This window comes from Puia sp. (assembly GCF_035546395.1).
Classification (GTDB): domain Bacteria; phylum Bacteroidota; class Bacteroidia; order Chitinophagales; family Chitinophagaceae; genus Puia.
In genome coordinates this window covers 901,013-922,976 of sequence record NZ_DASZXR010000014.1, presented here as the reverse complement: position 1 = coordinate 922,976, position 21,964 = coordinate 901,013, and the positions used below count along the sequence as shown (strand labels likewise).

At 49.7% G+C, this 21,964-nt stretch carries 20 protein-coding genes; 3 read left to right on the top strand and 17 right to left on the bottom strand.

Translation table 11 applies throughout. The annotated features are described in order from the left end of the window. Positions 1–4 precede the first annotated feature (4 nt). The 17 genes from VHE34_RS16610 to VHE34_RS16530 form a co-directional block, all read right to left on the bottom strand. Entirely contained in the window at positions 5–454 is a 450-nt protein-coding gene (locus tag VHE34_RS16610) for a hypothetical protein (RefSeq protein ID WP_325589965.1), read from the bottom strand. Between the two features lie 14 nt (positions 455–468). Continuing rightward, a complete protein-coding gene (locus VHE34_RS16605) occupies positions 469–1,938 on the bottom strand; it encodes a V-type ATPase 116kDa subunit family protein (protein WP_325589963.1) in 1,470 nt (489 codons plus the stop codon). 10 nt (positions 1,939–1,948) lie between these two features. Beyond that, positions 1,949–2,539 carry a V-type ATP synthase subunit D gene (locus VHE34_RS16600; protein WP_325589961.1) on the bottom strand — a complete coding sequence of 197 codons (591 nt, stop codon included), beginning with the start codon at positions 2,537–2,539 and terminating at the stop codon, positions 1,949–1,951. Beyond that, a complete protein-coding gene (locus VHE34_RS16595) occupies positions 2,540–3,877 on the bottom strand; it encodes a V-type ATP synthase subunit B (protein ID WP_325589959.1) in 1,338 nt (445 codons plus the stop codon). It abuts the gene before it with no gap. Next, complete coding sequence (locus VHE34_RS16590) at positions 3,858–5,630, bottom strand: V-type ATP synthase subunit A (protein ID WP_325589957.1); 1,773 nt, start codon at positions 5,628–5,630, stop codon at positions 3,858–3,860. Before VHE34_RS16590 ends, VHE34_RS16595 begins: the two co-directional genes overlap by 20 nt. Further along, positions 5,627–6,457, bottom strand: coding sequence for a DUF2764 family protein (locus tag VHE34_RS16585; protein ID WP_325589955.1), 831 nt, complete (start codon positions 6,455–6,457; stop codon positions 5,627–5,629). Before VHE34_RS16585 ends, VHE34_RS16590 begins: the two co-directional genes overlap by 4 nt. Further along, positions 6,447–7,091, bottom strand: a complete 645-nt coding sequence (locus tag VHE34_RS16580; RefSeq protein WP_325589953.1) for a hypothetical protein — start codon at positions 7,089–7,091, stop codon at positions 6,447–6,449. Before VHE34_RS16580 ends, VHE34_RS16585 begins: the two co-directional genes overlap by 11 nt. Before the next feature lie 152 nt (positions 7,092–7,243). Further along, positions 7,244–8,932: an alpha-amylase family glycosyl hydrolase gene (locus VHE34_RS16575; protein WP_325589951.1), complete on the bottom strand. Its 1,689-nt coding sequence runs from the start codon at positions 8,930–8,932 to the stop codon at positions 7,244–7,246. 2 nt (positions 8,933–8,934) lie between these two features. Further along, positions 8,935–9,453: a YceI family protein gene (locus tag VHE34_RS16570; protein WP_325589949.1), complete on the bottom strand. Its 519-nt coding sequence runs from the start codon at positions 9,451–9,453 to the stop codon at positions 8,935–8,937. A 23-nt stretch (positions 9,454–9,476) separates the two neighbouring features. After that, complete coding sequence (locus VHE34_RS16565; protein WP_325589947.1) at positions 9,477–9,740, bottom strand: cytochrome c; 264 nt, start codon at positions 9,738–9,740, stop codon at positions 9,477–9,479. 25 nt (positions 9,741–9,765) lie between these two features. Further along, positions 9,766–10,929, bottom strand: coding sequence for a hypothetical protein (locus VHE34_RS16560; protein WP_325589945.1), 1,164 nt, complete (start codon positions 10,927–10,929; stop codon positions 9,766–9,768). A gap of 18 nt (positions 10,930–10,947) precedes the next feature. Beyond that, positions 10,948–11,370 carry a c-type cytochrome gene (locus VHE34_RS16555; protein WP_325589943.1) on the bottom strand — a complete coding sequence of 141 codons (423 nt, stop codon included), beginning with the start codon at positions 11,368–11,370 and terminating at the stop codon, positions 10,948–10,950. A 10-nt stretch (positions 11,371–11,380) separates the two neighbouring features. Then, the gene (locus VHE34_RS16550) at positions 11,381–11,932 is read right to left on the bottom strand and encodes a hypothetical protein (protein ID WP_325589941.1); all 552 of its coding nucleotides are present in this window, start codon (positions 11,930–11,932) and stop codon (positions 11,381–11,383) included. Continuing rightward, positions 11,922–13,301 (bottom strand): NrfD/PsrC family molybdoenzyme membrane anchor subunit, encoded by a 1,380-nt coding sequence (gene nrfD / locus VHE34_RS16545; protein WP_325589939.1) that lies wholly within the window; start codon positions 13,299–13,301, stop codon positions 11,922–11,924. Before nrfD ends, VHE34_RS16550 begins: the two co-directional genes overlap by 11 nt. Before the next feature lie 11 nt (positions 13,302–13,312). Further along, on the bottom strand, positions 13,313–14,254 hold the full coding sequence (locus tag VHE34_RS16540) for a 4Fe-4S dicluster domain-containing protein (RefSeq protein WP_325589937.1): 942 nt from the start codon (positions 14,252–14,254) through the stop codon (positions 13,313–13,315). Positions 14,255–14,278: 24 nt separating this feature from the next. Continuing rightward, positions 14,279–14,857: a hypothetical protein gene (locus tag VHE34_RS16535; RefSeq protein WP_325589935.1), complete on the bottom strand. Its 579-nt coding sequence runs from the start codon at positions 14,855–14,857 to the stop codon at positions 14,279–14,281. A gap of 148 nt (positions 14,858–15,005) precedes the next feature. Continuing rightward, the gene (locus tag VHE34_RS16530; protein WP_325589933.1) at positions 15,006–15,401 is read right to left on the bottom strand and encodes an HYC_CC_PP family protein; all 396 of its coding nucleotides are present in this window, start codon (positions 15,399–15,401) and stop codon (positions 15,006–15,008) included. A 398-nt stretch (positions 15,402–15,799) separates the two neighbouring features. On the opposite strand from VHE34_RS16530, the gene glgP reads away from it, so the two are divergent. From glgP to VHE34_RS16515, 3 genes are read left to right on the top strand one after another with little or no spacing between them, the layout of a single operon-like run. Then, a complete protein-coding gene (gene glgP / locus VHE34_RS16525) occupies positions 15,800–18,319 on the top strand; it encodes an alpha-glucan family phosphorylase (RefSeq protein ID WP_325589931.1) in 2,520 nt (839 codons plus the stop codon). Between the two features lie 17 nt (positions 18,320–18,336). After that, a complete protein-coding gene (locus tag VHE34_RS16520; protein WP_325589929.1) occupies positions 18,337–19,536 on the top strand; it encodes an acetate/propionate family kinase in 1,200 nt (399 codons plus the stop codon). 19 nt (positions 19,537–19,555) lie between these two features. After that, positions 19,556–21,940 carry a phosphoketolase family protein gene (locus VHE34_RS16515; RefSeq protein ID WP_325589927.1) on the top strand — a complete coding sequence of 795 codons (2,385 nt, stop codon included), beginning with the start codon at positions 19,556–19,558 and terminating at the stop codon, positions 21,938–21,940. Positions 21,941–21,964 lie beyond the last annotated feature (24 nt).

Sequence of the window (21,964 nt, the reverse complement as noted above, 5' to 3'; positions counted from 1 at the left end):
ATTGTTAAATAGAATTACTGATCAGAAAGGCCGCGGCAAAGGCCAATATGGAATATAACTCTGGAAATACGGCCAGTATCATTGTCTTGCCGAATACATCATTACCTGAAGCAATCTCGGCGATGCCATTTGCACAGATCTGCCCCTGCCGGATTGCAGCATAGGTTGCCACTACGAAAATGGCTCCCGCTCCAAAGACAGCAGATGCAGCCTCGGGCGAGATTGTCACGGTGAGGAGTTTTTTTGAATAGAAGATGAAAAAGGCTGCAAAACCGAATAATCCATGTGTGCCCGAGAGCGCGCTGAGCAGCATGTAGTTCCCAAAGGCATCCGGCTTTTTCTTCAAGGCGCCGATGGTCGCGTTGGCGCCGATGGATACCCCGATGGCGCTGCCGATGCCCGGGAGGATGATCATCAGTGCGAGCCCTATATACGCTATCAATAGATTTGACATAATGTTTATAGTTTTTAGTTTGAAATAGTTGAAAAAGGTTTATAGGGATTGCCACCGCCGGTGAACCCTGCATTCTTGTAAAATTCGACAAAGGTGAGGCGCATGGTATGCACGAACGCGCCCAATGAGGCCACGAAAAGATTCAATGAGTGCCCGAAGACCAGGATAATGAGGAAAAGAATAGGGCCGATAAAGGCTGTCTTTTCAATTTGTCCTGCGATATTATTGATTACTAAAGCCAGGATCGCACTAGACACACCAAGCGCAAACAGCCGGATATAGGACAACAGGTCGCCCATCAGCCCGGTGATGCCGAATAACTCCCAGATGCCAGTACCGATGCCTTTGAAGAATCCGGCGTCGGGGTCGGCAAAGAAAATGATCAGCCCCAAACCAATATAAATATCGATATGGGAATACAGTGGCCACACTTTGAAATAGAACATATTCACCAGGTGAAGGATGATCATGATCCATCCCACTTGCGGAAGGCCATACCTGAACCCGAACTTAACCATCTTATTGATCCCTTGCAGCATCATGCCGAAAAGTATCTGCACGAACCCAATGGCAATGGCGAGCGTAAATATCTGTTGGTCCTTTAGGAAATATCCCTTTAAAAAGGATAGCCCGGGAATGTCTGCCAGGGATACGCCGAAAAAGTTCCCGGTAATGAATCCAAAGAAAAATGTAATAACACCCAACAGCTGAACCAGGGTAAGATAGGACCGCTTAACCCTGGGTTTCCCTACTATCTTGACAATGGTGGCGCCGGCAAACAGCAGGATGCCATATCCCGAATCGTTCATGCCAAATCCGAAGAAAAGAGCAAAGAAGGGAGCAAAGAAGATGGTAAGGTCAAGGTCTTTATAGGACGGAAGGGAGAATAGTTCAGCTATCGGCTCAAAAAGACGGTTGAACCAATTATTCCTGATCAATATAGGAGGATCGTCCGAAAACCGGGCCCGTTTTTGGAGATAGGCAATTTTTTTACTGTCGAGAAATCCGGCAAATACCTTCCGTTGCGCCCTTGGAACGAATCCTTCCAGCACCCTTACTTTCCCCTCGCATGCGACCTCTGTATTTATCATAATGCGGTATAATTCCTCCTTCGCGGTGAGCGTCAAATGTTCTTTTTGCAGCGAAGACAAATAAGAGGAAGCCAGCTGTTCGACGATATCACTGGTATTTTTATCGGGGTCCTCTTCTGATCTTTCCTTTGCCTGTTTTATTTCCGTGAGCATTTCAGAAACAGGTTTTTCTTCCTTCGACGACACAGCCTGGTCTTCGGGCCGGTGGGACATGAGAAATGTGATCGCCTCCTCAATTTCCGTTATCATCTGTCTGAGCTGAATTTGCTCGGTATCATTCCCATTCTTTCTCTCAGCCACATGGAAGGTCCCGATCTGTCCAAGATCCTGCAGGAAGGACTCATATTCCCGATGGAAAATGAGCAGGGAAAATTTGGTCATGGGGACAATCATATATTCTATTTTATAGTGACATTAGTTTATTCTTCATGATCTTTTGTATCGCCTTGCCCAGCGCCTCTTCATCGTCCAGGTACTTCGTTATCCTGGCAATCGCATCTGAATATCCCGGCACCTGTACTTTTTCATAAAGATTTACTTTTTGCGTTGTCTTTTTCCTGGTTTTTTCCAGCAGATCTGCTGTCTCAGAGAGGATGCGCTGTTCGATGGCAAGACAGGCCAATTCCCTGAGCATCCACATCCCATCCGGGATCCAGGAAGGCATGGTAAACCAGCAGACGGGCTGCTGATCGAATTCAACGTTTTCCAGCTTCGGCACTCTTACCCCGGCAATATTCTTCGTGCTTGTTCTGACATTTCCGACAGCGAGCGCATACAGGGGAAACTCCTGCCATAATATATCCATGTGCATATATCCCTCCATCTTAGCCTTCAGCTTTTGTTCCAACTCGGCCTTGGTCTTTTTCGCTTTTTCTGCCTCCGACCTGAGAACAGCCTCCTTAAACTTCAGCACAGGCAAGGCGTCCACCCTGATCTTCAGTTGCTGCTGCATCTGCTTTAGTGAGATCTTGTTATATTGAAATCGAATGGCCATTTAATTCTCGCTTTTTTTTGCCTTGCCCCAATATTTATCTATGAGTTGCTTTCGAATGCCGAGCTCTTCCATTTGAAAATGCTGTTTGAACAATGCCCAGGTGATGTCCAGCATCCGGGTGATGTCGATATTTATGTCTATTGCTAATAATTGCCCGGCATATTCTTTCGCGAACCGGATGGTGCGCCGGTCGTAATCGCTTAGCTCAAATCCATTCTCGAGTTTGGTTTTGGCTTTGGCGGCGTCCGCATATAGCCGGATAGCGGCATTCATCACTTGCGGATGGTCCTCCCTCGTTTGTTTACCTATAACCAGCTGCTTTAACCTGGACAGGCTCCGGAAAGGGTCGATAATCACCTTGCCGATCTCCGGGTCCCTTTTTAAGAATAACTGACCTTCCGTGATATACCCGGTATTGTCAGGTATGGAGTGAGTAATATCTCCTTCCGAAAGGGTAGTTATAGAAATGATGGTAATGGAGCCGCCGGACGGCAACTGCACCGACTTCTCGTATATTTTAGCCAGGTCGCTGTACAGGGATCCCGGCATGCTGTCTTTGGAGGGTATCTGGTCCATCCGGTTGGCTACAATGCTCAATGCGTCGCAGTATAGGGTCATATCGGTGAGCAGCACCAGGACTTTCTCATTCTTTTCCACCGCGAAATACTCTGCTGCTGTTAGCGCCATATCGGGGATCAACAGTCGTTCTACCGCCGGGTCGTTGGTAGTATTGATAAAACCCAAGGTCTTTTCCGGTCTGTCTGTGTCTGTAAACAATGCTTTGAAATAGAGGTAATCATCGTTGGAAAGACCGATCCCTCCCAGAATGATCCGGTCGGCATTCGACCTGAGCGCCACGATCGCTATCACGGCATTGTAAGGCTGGTCGGCGTCGGCAAAAAAAGGAATCTTTTGTCCTGCCAGCAGGGTATTGTTCAGGTCGATGCCTGCAATGCCCGTTTCTATCAAGCTGTAAGGCTGCTGGCGTTTAACAGGGTTTACCGAACGACCTCCAATGGCGACCCGCCTTCCCTGCGGAACGTATTTCCCGTCGATAGGTTCTCCATACGCGTTGAAGAATCTCCCTCCCAGGTCGTCGCTTAGCGCGAGGGTAGGGGCATGACCCAAAAATATCACTTCCGCATCGGTCCTGATCCCTTCCGTGCCCCCGAATACCTGCAGGGTCACCTCCCGGCCGCTGATCTTTATCACCTGCGCCGATTTACCGTCCACCAGCGCCATTTCCTCATAACCCACATTTACGGCTTCCAGCGTACAGGTTGCCTTGGTCAGACGAGTTACCCTGGTATGGACTTTCCTAAACGACAGATCTTTCATGGCTTTGTTTTTTTGTGTTTACCATTTCATCCAACTGCCGGTCGAACTGGCCGAACGCATCCGATAGGTAGGGTGAATAGTTGATCTGCTTCCATATATTGATGATGGATCTGAAAAATACGCTTACCTCTTCGTAGGCCGAAAACTCAAACACCGCTTCACAGATGCCGGCTATCTTCTGCTGCATATAGCGCAAGCGTTCCAGTGACGTGAAACTATCCTCCGGATCAAAAGCATCCTGCTGCAGGAGTGCAAAATCGATCAGCTCCGACTTCCAGAACCGTTCATGATACCCCACCGGCACATTGTCGTCGCCCAGGATATTCATCTGGTCCATGGCCTCCCGGCCCTGTAACAGCCGGTCGCGCATCCTCGCTACTTCTGCGTTCCAACCAGGTGCGATGACCTGTTCCAGCCAAGATGTCAATTCCGGGTAATCAAGGAATTTCGAATAGCTTTCAATAGGATCTACCGCGGGATATCGCTTACTGTCGGCTCTTGCCTGTGACAAGGCGTAAAAACTATGGGTTGCCTTCTTCGTGGCTTCGGTCACAGGCTCCTTCAGATTCCCTCCCGCCGGCGATACGGTGCCCAGCAGGGTGATGCTTCCGAAAGCACCGGACGACAGTTTCACCTTCCCTGCCCGGGCATAAAAATTCGAAATGACAGAGGACAGGTCCATTGGGAATGCATCAGGTCCCGGGAGCTCTTCCATTCTATTGGACATTTCTCTCAATGCCTGCGCCCACCGGGAGGTAGAATCCGCCAGCACCAGGACCTTCAATCCCATGGCCCGGTAATACTCGGCGATGGTAATGCCCGTGTATACCGACGCCTGTCGGGAAGCCACAGGCATATTCGATGTGTTGGCGATGATCACCGTTCTGTCCATGAGCTTGCCTCCCTTCTGCGGGTCATCCAGTTGGGGAAACTCTACAAAGATCTCGACCACCTCGTTGGCCCTCTCTCCACAGGCCACCATGACCACGATGTCAACCTTTGCCTGCCGGGCAATGGCGTGTTGCAGCACTGTTTTTCCACTGCCGAAGGGGCCGGGAATAAATCCTGTGCCTCCTTCAGCCAGAGGATTCAGCATATCCATAGTCCGGATGCCCGTTTCCAGTAGCTGATCAGGGCGTATCCTTTCCATGTATCCTTTCAAAGGCCTGATCACCGGCCATTTCTGTATCATGGTAACTTTTAGCTCTTCTCCATTCCCTCCTTCCAGCAGAGCAATGGTATCCGTCACCCTATACCTTCCAGCTCCGGCAAGATGTTTTACGCGAAATCCTTCTTTCAGCGTAAAAGGGGCCATGATCTTATGCGGGATATTCTTTTCCTTCACTTCGCCCAGCCAACTCCCGGGGCCGGCGGGATCGCCCACCTTTGCCAGGGGAATGAAGTCCCATTCGCCATCCATATCCAATGCGTCTGCAGCATATCCCGGTAGCAGAAAGACTTCGTTTATCTTGTCCAGGTCATTTTGTAACCCATCGTATTTTTTCGAGAGAATGCCGGGACCCAGCGCGACTTCCAGGAGGTGGCCCAGAAAGATCACTTCATCATCCACTTTCAATCCTCTGGTATTCTCGTACACCTGCACAAATACCTCATCTCCCGTTATCTTTATTACCTCAGCCTTCAGGAACACCTCTCCCAGGCGGATATGGCACATTTCATTTTGTGCCACCGCGCAATCCGCGGCCACGATAACGAGGTTGGAAACGATGGCCTTTATTTTCCCGGTTCTCATGGCTTTTCGATTGTTTGATTATAGAGTTCCTGCTTCCCTGTCAGCGACTGGAGAATAAACGGCAGATCTCTCATCTCATGTTTTTTATGCAGGGTCACCCACCTTTCGACGATCATCAATTGAATGACAAAACATAATATTCTCTCAATGGTGAAATAATGGAAGAAGGTCATTTCTTCGACCTTCTTCCACCTGAGCAGATCGATCTTTCGTTCACGTTCCATTAAATTGTCCTTTTCGAGGAGCTTGGCTGCCTCACCAGCGAAGTCCAGCGCGGGTTCTGTGCCGAAATCGGCGATCCCATCGCCTTTGAAAAGTGATGACATTTCATTTACTTCGATAATAAATGCTTTACCTGGAAGTTGTCTTTTCCTATTCCCCAGGACCAGCAGCAGGTTCTTAAGGTTCACCTCGAAGTCTATCCATTGGTCCAGGAATGCATTCCTCATACGCTTGCCTTCAGCGAAATAACTTTCGATAAGCCTGCTTTCCCACTCGGCTGCTGTAAAGCGGTCTTTTTCTTCATTAAATGCTTCGATAAAACTCGTCATATAGTCCGGCAGCGAAAGACTTCCTTTTATTCCTTTTTCCAGCTCCTGCAAAGAATAATATCCTTCGTAATGGATGGTCTTTTTGTGGAGCAGCATGTCGATAAGATTCCGGTTATCCCGAGCATAATACAACCAACGTACCAGGTCAAGATCGACAGGAGATAGCTTACCGTCCAGCCCGGTCAGAAAGTCTCTGGTGGTGACCGGAAGTTGCGTATCCGTTATAGCCAGGTCCGGCAACCCGGCAATCAGGTAAAAGTATTGGTTAGTCTTCATGATCGTCTTGTTTTATTCCATAGATCCAATCCACCGTCTTCTTGCGTAGATAACTTTTAAAAAACGCCTCGAAATCCTCGTCGCAAAAGCTTACATAGTAATGCTCCTTTTTCATGTTGATCTTAAAGCCGCTGTTTATTTTTTTGTCAACGATAATTTCTATTTCCCCTGTCCATTCTTTTTTTATTCGTTGCTCAAAGAACCCTCTCAGCTGCCGGCCTTCTTCCGGACTGACCAGGAGGTCAAGGTCCAGCCTGGCATCGGCGGGGTCCCAACGCTGTAATACGATTGAGATCATTTTTTGCAGGAACTCGCCGTCGCTGATAGCCTCGCCAAGCCCCTGCGTTACAATTTTAGTGCTTAACGTTTCGCCCAATTCATTCTTGATGTTGCTGAGCACTTGTTTGGCGGCGGTCTTCAATTCACTGTCCAGGCTGTTCCGCTTGTGTTCCATTTCCTTTAGGGCTTCCGCTTCCATGGCCTGTATCCGGCGTTTGGCTTCTTCCATCAGCCCCGATGCCGCCTGCTGTGCGTCTGAGATGATCTGCTGCGCCTGGCCGTTGGCCCTCTCGATCCCTTCGTTGTAGACTTTGTCTATAAGGGATTGCACGTCGGGGTTAAGATAGTCGCTCATAAACATGGTTTAATTTCGGTCGAAAGATAGGACGTTGTACAAACCCGCCACACAAGCGCCGGTCAGCCATCCGAGAATGAATACTCCGGTGAGACCGAGGGACCGTGCAGCCGATGAGCATCCAGAGCATATGTTTTTTCATAACAAAGCGTTTATACGTTTTTTAAAATGACGAATTGCATAGGGTTTAAATACAGCCTGACATACCGCAATTTGCTCCCGTCCTTTTCCTGTTGCAACACTTCTACACAACTGTCATATCCAAACAGGTTTTTCATGGACGAGCTCTTCTTATTGATTCGATAATCTATTTCCACATACTCGACCTTGGCATCACTGATGGAGGAATTATACACTACCAGGACCTCTTCATTGAAAAGTATCCTTGAAAACGCCAATATGCATTTAGCGCATACCGGCAAATGAAAGGAGAGACCGTCTTCCGACGTCCTTCTCATATACATCCTTCCGAACTTAAGGATAGGGCTCGAATTCCTGAGACGTGCCATAGTCGCAATGGATTGGTAAATGGCTGATCGCCCATTCAAAAGGTTGGAATTGACATCAGCCATGTTAAACATGCTTTCCCTGACAAACCAGTCTCCGCTGCCGCGTCCTTCCAGGCCCTGTTCCGTCCCATAATAGATGCAGGGGGTTCCCAGCGCACAAAGCAAAAAGCCAATGCCTGCGATAATTTGAGAGGGAGTGGCATCGTATCCAAACCGGGCTTTAAGATCTTTCCCCACCTGGTCATGGTTGTCGATAAAGGTCACCAGGTACTCTCCATATTCACCTCTGTTGAGTGCATTATGCTGTAGAGCCGCATAGCGCTCGATCAGCTTTTCAGGGGAAGATAGTCCCTTGATCACCCCTTCCAATATATGGTACAAGGGGAAATCCAGTACGGAGTTGAGTCCATAGTAAAGGTTCTTGTCGTCTATGGTTATGGCCGTCTTGGGGCCGATGTAGCGGTTGTATGTTTCCTCCGCTCCCAGCAGCTCACCGAACAGGAAAAAATTCCTCTTCCCAAGGGAATAGGCATATTCCCGAATATAAGAGCAAAAGCGGCTGATTGACTCTTCTCGCATGTGCTTGACGGCGTCTACCCTGAAGCCGTCGATATCCGTTTCTCGTATCCAGTAACAATGCAAGGTGATAAGAAGGTCCTGTACATACAGCGCTTCCCTGGAATCATCGTTCCGGTAGGTCTTCAGCTGAAAAAAATCTCCCTCCCGTACTTCGGGCATTGCCTCGAAATCCCTTATCTGTCCTTTTCGGTTGTATAGGTCGGGATTGCGCAATTCCGTTGGAACAGGCTTATCGGCATACCGCCAGCTTTCCAGGGGGAATTGCATGCCATTGTAGTAATAGTATTCCATGTTCCCCGGGTAGCTCCAGTTGTTGCCGGAATGATGGAGCACTATGTCCAGAAAGACCCGCATATCCAGGTCATGAGCTATTTCCACCAACTCTTCCAGGTCTGCCTTAGTGCCCCATCTTTTGTCGATCTCCAGGTAGTTTTCAATGGCGTAGCCGTGATAGGATTCCGGATTATTCCCGAATATCGGGCTCAGCCAGATGGAAGTACAACCCAGGTTCCGAATATATTCGATATGGTTGATAATTCCTCTAAGGGTGCCGCCACAGCTTTGTTGCAACTGGTGGGGGTTTCCGAATCCCGGATGGCGCTCTGTAAAATCCATTGGGTGCCGGTTGGCGGAGTCATGGAACCTGTCTACCAGGACAAAGTAAATGAACTCTTCCCGCCATTCACGGTGACAGCCGCGCCAGTATTTCTTTCCCTTCTTGGGCGACAGGTCGATATCATGAATTGATCTCATATTTATCTCTTCAGGATGAGTTGATTAAACCCAACGGTTATTTTGTTTTCACCAGGCCGGGTAAGAATGCCAAACTCTTTCAGATCGATCACAAATTCAGCACTGAGATTGCAAGTTGCACTGCCAACCGGGAAATGCTCCAATGTTGAAGTGAAGCTGAAAGGCCTGATCGAACCGTTGATTGCCAGCGTTCCATTTGTAAGGAACCTGCGTTGGGGATGCGAATGTGTTTCTATATGATTTATATTCATCTTCCCGTCAAAATATGCTTCGTTTCCTACCTGTTGCTGCAATCGGGCATTCAATGAATCATTGTTCGTCGACATTGTAGGGATACCCAATCGCATATGGATCTCAGACCGGTCATCGTTTACCTGCACACGCAGGAGGTAGCTCACCGCAGTCACACTTTTCTCTTGATACCTTCCACGCACTGTTATTCTCCCGAATCGTGTGGAATATATCTGTGCCGATGATGCTATCCCCGCGCACAGAAACCATATGATCAATAAGCCTTTCATTTCAAATGATTGAACATTTTCATTTACTCACCCTGTTGCATAAATGCCGAGATCTTTTTGTATTCTTCGTCCGTCAGCATGGCCCGTTGTCGCATGTGCATGTTGATCACACTCCACTCGGGATCCGTAAAGGCGGAACTAGGTGGGGTATTGTGACAGCGCTGGCAGTTCTCACTCCATAGCTGACTGCCGCTTTTGTCGGTCACCTTGGTAGAAACACAGCTTTCGACTATGACGGCTGCTATCGTTAAAGCCGCTATTGACATGATCATTGTATTTCGTTTCATATACTTATGTTTTGCTGTACAAAAATTAGAAACCTATTGCCACCTGCACAAAAAATGCGTTGTTATCCTGCTGTGATTGCCAGGCCGCCTTTACGACAGTACGCCAGTTGAACCAGTAGTCTACCCCATAGGTATATTGTTTTATTTTTCCGGGCCCGTTGAGATTATCCGCCGGGTTCAGACCCGCATACCGGAATACCAGCTCTGTTTTCTTCAAAAACTTACTTTGGGACATATTCGGCCTGTAAGCAGCCTGGGCAAACACGGAGTTACGCTTATTGTCGAAGCTGTAAGTGGTATTTCCCGTAGGATCGGCAGGATCCGCATAGGTTGCCTTGTCAATATACTCAAAGTTCCATTGGGCCTTTACGTCAAACATGCCTTTGATAAAAGCCAGCTGTTCGACATACGTGAGGTCCAGCGCGTATTGTTGTGCCCCGGTATTCTTATAGGTGGTGGTTTTATCTCCCACTTTCCCGTTCCGGAACGATCCCCCGATCTCCAGGGATGAATTGGACAACGGTAAAAAGCCGATGCGTCCACCAACTGTCTTCTTGTTATTGCTGGCATCGATATTACCATAGGTCAGCGTGCCCTGTTTGGAGGGATCTGCTACATCCGTAATCAGTTGCGCGTTATTGGCCAGGTAAAAGCTATAGTTCATCTTTGCCGAACCCAAAGGAATTCCACCTCTAAGGTCGACGCCTATTTCCGCCGTTGGCCCTATTCCCCAGTCATCCTCTCCTGTGCCAACGGGTGTGGTGGGCAGCTTGTTGATCCATCCGGCATGCAGCCTGTCCTGAAAAATCCCCCATGGCGCAAGAAATTTTCCGGCGCGGACGGTTAGGTATTTATTTACAATGAAGGAGGCATCTGCATATCCAAGCTCGATATGTGTTTCACCGCCCTCCAGCTCCATTTCCAATTCGGCTTCTACCAGGATCCTTTGATGTGGCTGCCACAATAAAATGGGATCGAATATAAGGTTGGTGAATGAGGTTTCGTTTTTGCTGAATTTGGCGGCGAGGCCGGTATAGCCCACCAGAGCGAATTTACTGCCGCCACCAACCTGGGACCTCACGCTGCTTTTCACCAGACTGTCGATATATTCCTGGGTAAACTGTTGAGCCCGTGTTGTGCAAAAGACCATCAGTAGCAGTCCCGGCAGTAGTATTGATCTTTTTTTCATAAAATCCGTTTGTGCTGTTTATTTTAAGGTTCTTATAAAGACCACTGTCTGCCATGCCTGGTTTTCCGTTAATTTCTTCTTAAAGGAAGGCATTGGCTTCCGGCCTTCTTCTATTTTCCAGAACAAAGCGCCATCACTTTGTCCCTGTGTAGCCGCTGTTGAAAAGTTTCCCGCAGGGATATCCAGGGTCGCAGCTGAAGGACCATCACCCTTTCCCTTTTTTCCGTGGCAGGACTGGCATTCTTTGACATAGACTTCCTTGCCGGCAGCTATCGTAGCGGCATCCGATGCAAGCGGATTCTTTTTGGCATCCGCAGATGCAGGCGCCTTCCAGGGTGTTTGTTGGTAGGTTACAAAGGATGATATGCCAAGGAATAAAGCAATTATCACGGTAGCCAGGAAGAAGCTTGAATAAAACGGAGGTTGGCCAATTGTTTTCATTTTGTTTTGCTTATTGGTTAATAAATATTTTTTTTGAAGCGCTGGCTTTAATTCGATAGACCAGATAGAGGGCGTAGGCAAATGAACCCCACACCATGGCTACAACGAGCCAGAAAACAAGTTGAAGCCAAAGCGGCGGGGTAGAACTGATCAGACCGGCTTTTACCGGTGTATGTGCTGGGAAGGACAGTTTTGTTTTAATTGTCGCCCGGAAAATAGTATCATTGATAACGGCATTGTCCTCCACTTTTGCCAGGGCGATCAAATTCCCCAGCGTATCGCCGGCCGGAATGCTAAGCGGGAATTCGGCGGTAATGACTCCAGTGGTATCGGTAGTGCCGTTGCCAACCTTCATGACCCCGAACGTCCGCTGGACATAGAAGGTGATCTCGACTCCTTTCAATGGCGCCTTTGTCGCCAGGTCATTGACTTGCGCTGTCACCGTATGCATGGTATCGTTGGCGCCCAACTGCAGGGTAATCAGTCCATCTTTTTTCTCCTGGGCCATCGCGCTGATCCCTGCCGTTAATAATGCGATCAATAAGTTCTTCTTATTTGCCATGACCTTGTATGATTTGAATGTTGGACAAATGTTCTACACCGACTGCCTGCTCCCCGCTTTTTTCTACTCCCTCTATGACTTCCCACATGGTGATCACCGGGAATGGCTTGAACAGAAGGATAATGAGCAATACGAAGCCTGCCAGCGAGGAAGCCGTGATCATCCATTCTATCAGCGTGGGATTGTAGGACGCAAAGCCCGGCTGCGCATGCTGGATCGGCACAAAAGGATGCAGCATGTTGGGCACCACGATCAGGTAGCGATTGATGAGGGCGCCCAGCAACACCATTACAGCTACCGATACAACACCTTTGATCGACTCCCTGATCCGCTTGAAGGACAGCAGGACGATGGGCAGGAGCAGGCCTGCCACCTGGGTGAACCAGAACAGGAGGGACTGTCTGCCGGTGAACAGGTCTTGGAGGAGATATCGTTCATCCTTGGCCATTTTATAGGCAGGCACACCATATTTGTTGACATTCAGGTATAGGTAAAATGCTGTCAGGGCCAGCAAACAGGCCGCCAGTCTGCTGAAATGCGTAGGCGTTAGGTAGTGCTCCAGGTGATATCCGTGACGCAAAATGGCAATGATCAGGATCATAATGGCGCATCCGGCCATCAGTGCTCCGAAAACAAAATAGGGCCCCATGATGCTGGTATTCCAGCCTGACCGGAGGGTCATGGCGATCAGCCAGGCGCTGACGGTATGTACGGATACGGCTACGGGAAGGATCACCACCGACATCAGCCACATAGCTTTTTTCAATAGCCTGCGCTGCGTGGGATTTCCTTCCCAGCCCATAGCGAGCCGACGATAAACCTTTTTTCGCCAGACAGGAATATCCGTCAGCTTGTCCCGCATGATCGCCACATCGGGGATCAGGGGCAGGTAGAAGAAGATGACGCTTCCAAAGAAGTAAGTGCCGATAGCCAGGACATCCCAGAGGATGGGAGATTGTATCCGGCCATGGGTGATCAAAAAATACAGCCGTTCGGGGCGGCCCATATCCAGCACGGGCATAAAGCCTGCAAAAAGTATGGCAGACAAGGTGACCGCTTCGGCAATGCGGATCAGGGGATAACGCCATTTGGCGCCCGAGAACCGCAATATCGAGGAGATCAACGCCCCGATCAGGCTCACCCCTACGAAGAAGAAAAGGAGCGAGATGTATAATCCCCAGGAGACATAGTCCCGCATTGCTGTCACTCCTAATCCTTTTCGTAATTGAATGATCCAGGCCACTGTCCCTCCTATACATACCAGGGCAAGAAATATTACCCAGAATGTTTCCTGCCGGTAGCGGCGACCGACCGTGCTCAGGAGCTCGAGCTCGACGCGGTCTTTTATATCCTGGCTTAGCTTTTCCATACAGTCATTTTTTATTTTTCAGCTTCTTTTTTTTCAATCTTCATGTCTTTGGTGGAATAGGTACGGTTCACCGGCGGCAGATAGTATACCCTTGGCTCGGTGCCCAGCTCTTCCATGAATCGGTAAGCTGCGCCATCTTCCAACAGCTGAGACAGTTTGGTCGTCGTACCGTCGAAACAGGTGACGGCATCCTCATTGGCATCCCCGAACCAGATGGCATTCATGGGGCAGTTCGTCACACAGGCCGGCAATTTGCCTTCTCTGGCCATATGCGGACAGAAATCACATTTCTCGACACACCCTTTTTTGCTTTGGAAAACATGTTCGGCGGCTGGTGTTTGCTCTATAAAATCCGGTTTGACGGGCTCCGTCCAGTTGAACAGCCGGACGGAGTACGGACAGGCGGCCATGCAGAACCGGCACCCGATGCAACGGTCTGTGTCGATCCCTACGATCCCGTCTTCCCTTTTGAAAGTGGCATCCACCGGGCAGACCTTTGTGCAGGGCGGGTTATCACAGTGAAAACAGGGCTTAGGAAAATAATAGGGGGCCTCCTTGGGCGAATCCTGCATCTCAAGCACCTCGATCCATTCCTTATTGGATGGCAGGTAGTGCATTTTATTGCAGGCCTTGGTACATTTTCCGCAACCATCACATTTGGAAAGGTCGATCACCATTACAAACTTCTTGCCGGGGATGCCTCTTCTTACATCTTCATCTGAAATATGCGGTTTGAAATCGGCTACCTGCGACCGGGCGACTGAAACCATCTTACCGTCATGCGTCATCACATGCACCAATTCATCATTCTTTGTAGTTGGTGGGTTGCAGGATGCAAAAGCATCGATAAGGGCGCCTCCTGCGAGCCCGGTGGTTAGGGCGGCAATGGAATTCTTAAGGAAATTTCTCCGGGAGCCATCGCCGTTGCAAGTGCAGTTATTTCCGCAAGCCATAAAGTTGGATTTGAAGATTTAAACTTATTTATTGACAGAGAGAATATGATTTATCTTATACATCTTATGGAAACTATCATAGGCCGCCAAGTCCTTATCCTCTTTAAAGGTGGCATCTATGGCATCATGAAATTTGTGATTGCCCGGGAAGGCCGTTTTTAGGGTTTCCTTGGTCAGTACCTGCGGGGCTGACGCTATGTCCTTGGTGAAATAATACTGGGAGACATATTTAATGCTGCCTTTAGTGGAGCCTGTAGGGCTTTGGTATACGTATAAGATCAATCCATCCCCCTTGCTAAGTATCCTGTAAACCTTGTTTTCGACAAACCTGTAATCAACACCTTTTGTGTCCCTATAGCCATACGTATCGGCCTTCTTAAGGGTATAAGCTGTCCCTTCATGTTTGACCTTTATTTCCGATTCGTTGAACAGCAAATTGTCTTTGATCTTGTGTTTTTCTGTCTTATAATTGATGGCATAGGACAATTTTCCCTGTTGAAAGTCTGCTGCCGTCTTGTAGATCCCGCTACTGTCTTTTTGAGCTGAAGCATTGAAAGAAAGAATGGAAAAAAACGATACTGCCAGGAATAAATTCTGTTTCATTTTTTTAATTTTTAAATATGTTGTAAGAGTATGTCAAGGAGTTCAATCATGTATTAGACTGCCATGACAGCACAAATAATGCTATGTGGAATGGAATGCACGTCTTCAACAAATGTGAAGTCGTAACAAGGAAATACCGGGAGAAGGATTATATTCTGAAAACCTGATGGAGTATGTACAGGTCGGCGAAGGAGGCGTATTTAACTCTGTGCTGGTGAGGGTCCGGATCGGGTTGGCCCTGAAATCCAAGGGGTAGAAGGGGACTTATGTAGTCCGGGAAAAAGACTGGCGCCTCGATCCAATGCTGTATGCTGATCGTCGTTTCTGCTGCCTGTATTTTATGATTATCCGTTTTGCAAAAGGTAACTACGTTCTTGCAACATCCGGGCGGCATGCTGCCCGGCGGGCAATCACAGTGGGCATGACCCAGACCGACAATCGTAACATCTGCAAAGCCCCCTCCGCAAAAATGAATATCTATACCCACCCCCAACGCCGTGTTCAGGTAAATGAAGATAAAGAATATAGAGATCAGTTTTTTCATGTCGCTGTGGACTTTGAATCGTGTTTTAAAGGTAATCCTGCCAGAAAATCTTGTTTATGATCTGGATCAGGCTATAATCTGATTTTTCTCAGGCCGGAGATTTATGACTCGAATCAAGGCCGGCATTGACGGTGATCATGGTCACCGTTGATATCCTGTAATAATTTTGACAGGCACACTATTCTGAAATACTAAATTCTTTACTATGCACAACCATTCGATAAGAGTTTTCCCTGGTCACCCTTTACATTCCGTCATTGACCGAAATCCTGGCATGCAGGTGGACAAAAATGAAGAGAAAAAGGAAGGGTCCTCTCTGTCCGACGAAGAGATCATCATAAGGCTGAATATTATTGCCGGCAGACATCCATTTTGCAGGTATAGGAAAGTAAAAAGCCATGATCCTCTATAATGACATGCCGGACCTGCCGGGTCTGGATTCACTCGAGATGCTTGCATTGGATGTGCGCTGGTGCTGGAATCATGCCGCCGATGAACTGTGGCGTCAGTTGAATCCTGAACTATGGGATCTTACCCATAATCCGTGGGTTGTTTTGCAGACCATTTCCCGTGATCAATTTAAGCGTTGCCTGGCGGATTCCGATTTCCGTCAGATGATGGATAAGATCATCCAATCAGAGAAAGAGGCCGCATCGGGGTCTGCATGGTTTCAACAGCAGTACCCGGATACACCTCTTACATGCGTCGCCTACTTCAGCATGGAGTTCATGCTGAGTGAAGCCCTGCCGATCTATGTAGGGGGATTGGGGAACGTAGCGGGAGATCAATTGAAAACGGCCAGCGACCTGGGCGTGCCGGTGATCGGCGTAGGTCTGCTTTATCAACAAGGCTATTTTCGTCAGGAGATCGACAGAGATGGGCGCCAACAGGCGCTATTCCCTTACAATGACCCCGGACAATTGCCTATAAAGCCTCTTCGACGTGAAGACGGTGAATGGTTGCGGTTAAAAATATCATTATCGGGTGACGTGGTATGGCTTCGTACCTGGGAGGTGCGGATAGGGAGGACAAAGCTTTATTTGCTGGACAGTAACGATCCGGCCAATGCACCGGTCCACCGTGGAATTACGGGAGAAATGTATAGTGGCGGTCCCGAAATGCGGATCAAACAGGAGCTGATACTAGGCATCGGAGGATGGCGGTTGCTTGAGGCAATTGGCATCGATCCGGAAGTTTGCCACCTGAATGAAGGCCACGCGGCATTCCTCGTGCTGGAACGCGCCCGCAGCTATATGAAAAAGACAGGGCATCTCTTTGAAGTGGCCCTGGCAACTACCCGCGCCGGCAACCTGTTCACTACCCATACGGCGGTCGCGGCGGGCTTCGACTATTTCAACCCCTCGCTGATCGGGCAATTCCTTGGAATATATGCAAAGGACGAGCTGGGAGTATCTTTACACGATCTTCTGGCGCTTGGTCGCCGGGATGCCGATGACTCGGCCGAGTATTTCAATATGGCGTACCTCGCTATCAGAGGCAGCATGGCGGTGAATGGGGTCAGCCGGCTGCACGGAAAGGTGAGCAAGACGCTCTTTCAGTCGCTGTTTCCCCGATGGCCGGAACATGAAGTCCCTGTCGGATACGTCACTAACGGTGTGCACATGCCCAGTTGGGATTCCAAATATGCGGATCAACTTTGGACGGAGACTTGCGGCAAAGGTCGTTGGGTAGGCGATACAGAAAAGCTCTGCCATCATATGTGCTGTCTTTCGGATGAAAGCATCTGGCAGATGCGCTCCGACGCCCGCAAAGAGCTTATCAAACATATCCGAGGGAGGGTGGCGAGACAATTAACCTCTAGCGAAGGGTCGCCGGCATCCGAAGGGTTTGCAAAGAAGCTCTTCGATCACGCAACACTAACACTTGGCTTTGCACGCAGATTTGCCACGTATAAACGTCCCAATCTATTGTTGCAGGACCCGGGACGGTTGATCAAAATATTAACAAATACAGACCAGCCTGTCCAGCTGCTGATCGCCGGGAAAGCCTCCCCAGCGGACCGGGAAGGTCAAGCCCTTATCCGGGACTGGGTGCAATTCATCAATAACCACAATTTGCACGGGCACATCGCTTTTTTGAGTGATTATGACATGCTGCTGGCGGAACAGCTTGTACAAGGAGTGGACGTTTGGATCAATTCACCCCGACGACCATGGGAAGCCTGCGGCACCAGCGGCATGAAAGTCCTGGTGAATGGTGGGCTCAATATATCCGAACTGGATGGCTGGTGGGCGGAAGCGTATGATCCATCAGTTGGATGGGCCCTGGGGGACGGGCTCGACCACGGGAATGATAGCAGCCGGGATGCGGTGGAAGCTCAATCTCTCTATGATTTGCTGGAGCAGGAAGTGATCCCTTCCTTTTATGCCCGTGATGACAAAGGCATCCCTGTTTCCTGGGTTGCGAAGATTCGGGAGAGCATGTCAAGGCTGACAGTTCAGTACTCGGCCAACCGGGCAGTAAGGGAATACGTGGAGAGATACTATCTGCCCGCGGCCCGCGCATACCATGAGCGGACGGCTGGCAACGGAACTGGGGCTGTGCAAATTGTGGACCGGCTTCATGAGTTGGAACATAAATGGACCGGTATACGCATTGAAGCGCCTGCCGTCCAATCAGACGATAGGATTCATCATTTTACTGCGGCGGTATTTCTAAATGGGCTCGACCCTAACACAGTGTCGGTGGAGCTGTATGCGGACGGGGTGGATGGCGCTGGTGCTCTGCGGGAAAAAATGCTGGCTGACGATCCGCAGGGAATGCCGGCACAGCTTTTTATATACCGCGCAAGTGTTCCCGCGTCACGACCGGCATCCGACTTTACGGTGCGGGTGATACCAGGGTACGGGGATATACGGGTTCCTCTGGAATCGAACCGAATACTTTGGCAGCGGTAAGTCTTAAAAAAAATGTTATGCCTGGCACAACGAATATTCTCACTATTAACAGCGGATCATCCAGCATCAAGTTTGCGCTGTATGCTGCAGGTGAACCGCCTGCGCGATTGATCCGGGGGAAGATCGACCGCATCGGTCTGGATGATCCCACCCTGACGTGGACGAATAGTAGGACAGGCGACCGGCAAACTTACCCGGCAAAGGCATCCGATATAAGAGAGGCAGCGTTTTTTCTGGCAGACTGGGTTGCGGAACAAAAGGGATTCGACCAGGTAAGGGCCATCGGCCACCGGATAGTGTATGGTCCCGGCCATAGCCACGCAGTCTTTATAGACGAGGCCCTTATGAACGAATTGCATCGCAACAGCGTATTTGATCCCGACCATCTTCCTGGTGAAATTGAGCTCATAGAGATATTTCGGAAGCGGTACCCTCAGCTGCCACAGGCGGCCTGCTTCGACACTTCCTTTCACGCAGACATGCCGAGGGTGGCGCAGTTGCTGCCGATACCCCGTCGCTATGACCGTGAAGGAGTCCGGCGCTATGGTTTTCATGGTCTGTCCTGTGCTTATATCCTGGAAGAGCTCACCCGTATTGCAGGAGCAGAAACGGCGAACGGGCGCATATTATTGGCCCATTTGGGCAATGGGGCCAGTATCACAGCAATAAAGAATGGAAGGAGCATAGATACGAGCATGGGTTTTACACCGGCAGGCGGTATTATAATGGGTACCCGTCCCGGGGATGTGGACCCCTGCATCGTAGGGCATATCATTAGCAGGGATCACCTGTCAACCGGTCAATTGAATGACCTGGTGAATCATCAATGTGGTTTGCTGGGCGTATCCGAAATAAGCCCGGACATGCATGACCTGCTGGAGAAAGAAGGATCGGACATCAGGGCCGTCGAGGCGATCAGCCTGTTTTGTTACCAGGTGAAAAAATGGATTGGGGCCTTCTCTGCTGTTTTGGGCGGAGTGGGCACCCTGGTATTCACAGGAGGTATCGGGGAGAATGCAGCGGCCATCCGATGGAGGATCTGCCAGGGACTGGAATTTCTGGGTATCAAGGTGGATGAGAAGAGAAATGCCGAAAATGCTTCCCTGATCAGCACCACCGGGAGTTCCGTTACAATTTATGTCCTTCCCACCGACGAGGAAAAAATGATTGCCACGATGGTATTCCGGCTCTTGGTCGCACCAGATAAAAAATATTAGTAACAATAAAACTGATTTTATGGCAACGCAAACGCTTACAGATCCAGCTCGACAGTTATCGGAGAGCTTATTGCGGAAAATGGATGCCTACTGGCGGGCCGCTAATTACCTTTCCGTCGGGCAGATATATCTTCATGCTAATCCCCTGCTACGGGAACCCCTTAAACCGGAACATATTAAGAACACTTTGCTGGGGCATTGGGGTACCACGCCGGGCCAGAACTTCGTTTATGTGCACCTGAACCGGATCATCCGGCAATATGATCTCAATATGATCTACATCTCAGGGCCGGGGCATGGTGGACCTGCCTTAGTGGCAAATACGTATCTTGAAGGAACGTACACGGAGGTATACCCGGAGATAAGCCTGGACGAGGCCGGATTGAAAAAGCTTTTTACGCAATTCTCCTTTCCGGGCGGTATACCCAGCCATGTTTCCCCTGAATGCCCTGGATCCATACATGAAGGCGGGGAACTGGGATATTCCCTTTCCCATGCGTTCGGCGCTGCCTTTGACAATCCGGACCTGGTCGTTGCCTGCGTGGTGGGAGACGGGGAGGCTGAAACAGGGCCGCTGGCTACCGCATGGCACTCGAACAAATTTCTCAATCCCGCAACAGATGGCGCAGTGCTGCCCATCCTGCACCTCAACGGCTATAAGATCGCGAATCCCACCATCCTGGCCAGGATCACCCCAAAAGAGCTGGAGCAGCTGTTCAAAGGATATGGATGGACTCCCTATTTCGTGGAGGGACAAGAGCCGGAAGCTATGCATCAGGCAATGGCTGTCACCCTGGACAAGGTGATGGTCCAAATTAAAGGAATACAGCAAGACGCACGTCTTCATGGCAATACCACCCGCCCGTTATGGCCGATGATCATCCTTACAACGCCCAAAGGGTGGACGGGTCCGAAAGAAGTGGATGGTACAGCGGTAGAAGGAACCTTCCGTGCACACCAGGTGCCCCTGTCCGACCCAGCCCATAACGCCGGGCATCTCCGGCAACTGGAATCCTGGTTGAAAAGTTACCGGCCCGAAGAGCTGTTTGATGGCAATGGCCGTCTTCGCCGGGAACTGGCCGATCTTGCCCCGGAAGGTGAGCGGCGGATGGGCGCCAATCCGCATGCCAACGGGGGTATTTTATTACGGGACCTCAAAATGCCGGATTTTACGGACCATGCCGTCGCAGTGCCCGCCCCCGGCGCCGTCCAGGCAGCCGATACACTCGTATTAGGCGCTTTTCTCCGGGATATTATCAGGCTTAATGAGGATCAACGAAACTTCAGGATCTTCGGTCCCGACGAGACACTTTCCAATCGTCTGGACGCAGTATTCCAGGTTACCAGCCGTCAATGGGAAGGCGGGGTCTTACCAAACGATCAATTCCTTAGCCCCGCGGGGAGGATCATGGAAATGCTCAGTGAGCACCAATGTGAAGGCTGGCTGGAAGGTTATTTACTTACCGGTAGACATGGACTGTTCAACAGTTATGAAGCCTTTATTCATATCGTGGATTCCATGTTCAACCAGCACGCAAAATGGCTAAAGGTCACTTCCGGCCTTTCCTGGCGCAGAAAGATCGCTTCGCTCAACTATCTCCTGGCGTCGCATGTATGGCGGCAGGACCATAATGGCTTTACTCATCAGGACCCGGGCTTCCTGGACCACGTGGTCAACAAAAAAGCCGGCGTCGTACGGGTCTACCTGCCGCCTGATGCCAACTGCCTGCTGTCTGTGATGGATCATTGTCTCCGCAGCCGGCACTACGTGAATGTGATCGTAGCCGGGAAACATCCTGCACCCCAATGGCTTACTATGGAGCAGGCGGTTATCCACTGCAGCAAGGGAGTTGGCATTTGGACCTGGGCCAGTAATGACCAGCGGGAGGAGCCTGATGTGGTAATGGCTTGTGCTGGTGACGTGCCCAGCCTGGAAACGCTCGCTGCCGTCTCTATCCTCCGAAAGGAATTGCCGGAGCTAAAGATCAGGGTCGTCAATGTGGTGGATTTGATGAAGCTGCAGCCGGAAAGCGAGCATCCGCATGGATTAAGTGATACGGATTTCGATATGCTGTTCACAAAGGACAAGCCTGTTATTTTCGCCTTTCATGGCTATCCCTGGTTGATCCATCGTCTTACTTACAGACGGACGAATCATAAGAATATGCATGTAAGGGGATATAAGGAGGAAGGTACTATCACTACGGCTTTCGATATGACAGTGCTGAACGATATGGACCGGTTTCACCTGGTGCAGGATGTGATCGACCGTTTGCCTCACATTGGAACGAAGGGAACCTACCTGAAGCAGACCATGCAGGATAAATTGATCGAACACAAACGGTACATATGCAGCAACGGTGTCGATATGCCGGAGGTCCGGGATTGGAAATGGGGGAAATAGGCCTGTATCTTTAGGCATGTCGGA

Coding starts and splice junctions, on each gene's coding strand:
- VHE34_RS16610 (WP_325589965.1), bottom strand. CDS start 454: ATGTCAAATCTATTGATAGCGTATATAGGGCTCGCACTGATGATCATC.
- VHE34_RS16605 (WP_325589963.1), bottom strand. CDS start 1,938: ATGATTGTCCCCATGACCAAATTTTCCCTGCTCATTTTCCATCGGGAA.
- VHE34_RS16600 (WP_325589961.1), bottom strand. CDS start 2,539: ATGGCCATTCGATTTCAATATAACAAGATCTCACTAAAGCAGATGCAG.
- VHE34_RS16595 (WP_325589959.1), bottom strand. CDS start 3,877: ATGAAAGATCTGTCGTTTAGGAAAGTCCATACCAGGGTAACTCGTCTG.
- VHE34_RS16590 (WP_325589957.1), bottom strand. CDS start 5,630: ATGAGAACCGGGAAAATAAAGGCCATCGTTTCCAACCTCGTTATCGTG.
- VHE34_RS16585 (WP_325589955.1), bottom strand. CDS start 6,457: ATGAAGACTAACCAATACTTTTACCTGATTGCCGGGTTGCCGGACCTG.
- VHE34_RS16580 (WP_325589953.1), bottom strand. CDS start 7,091: ATGAGCGACTATCTTAACCCCGACGTGCAATCCCTTATAGACAAAGTC.
- VHE34_RS16575 (WP_325589951.1), bottom strand. CDS start 8,932: ATGAGATCAATTCATGATATCGACCTGTCGCCCAAGAAGGGAAAGAAA.
- VHE34_RS16570 (WP_325589949.1), bottom strand. CDS start 9,453: ATGAAAGGCTTATTGATCATATGGTTTCTGTGCGCGGGGATAGCATCA.
- VHE34_RS16565 (WP_325589947.1), bottom strand. CDS start 9,740: ATGAAACGAAATACAATGATCATGTCAATAGCGGCTTTAACGATAGCA.
- VHE34_RS16560 (WP_325589945.1), bottom strand. CDS start 10,929: ATGAAAAAAAGATCAATACTACTGCCGGGACTGCTACTGATGGTCTTT.
- VHE34_RS16555 (WP_325589943.1), bottom strand. CDS start 11,370: ATGAAAACAATTGGCCAACCTCCGTTTTATTCAAGCTTCTTCCTGGCT.
- VHE34_RS16550 (WP_325589941.1), bottom strand. CDS start 11,932: ATGGCAAATAAGAAGAACTTATTGATCGCATTATTAACGGCAGGGATC.
- nrfD (WP_325589939.1), bottom strand. CDS start 13,301: ATGGAAAAGCTAAGCCAGGATATAAAAGACCGCGTCGAGCTCGAGCTC.
- VHE34_RS16540 (WP_325589937.1), bottom strand. CDS start 14,254: ATGGCTTGCGGAAATAACTGCACTTGCAACGGCGATGGCTCCCGGAGA.
- VHE34_RS16535 (WP_325589935.1), bottom strand. CDS start 14,857: ATGAAACAGAATTTATTCCTGGCAGTATCGTTTTTTTCCATTCTTTCT.
- VHE34_RS16530 (WP_325589933.1), bottom strand. CDS start 15,401: ATGAAAAAACTGATCTCTATATTCTTTATCTTCATTTACCTGAACACG.
- glgP (WP_325589931.1), top strand. CDS start 15,800: ATGATCCTCTATAATGACATGCCGGACCTGCCGGGTCTGGATTCACTC.
- VHE34_RS16520 (WP_325589929.1), top strand. CDS start 18,337: ATGCCTGGCACAACGAATATTCTCACTATTAACAGCGGATCATCCAGC.
- VHE34_RS16515 (WP_325589927.1), top strand. CDS start 19,556: ATGGCAACGCAAACGCTTACAGATCCAGCTCGACAGTTATCGGAGAGC.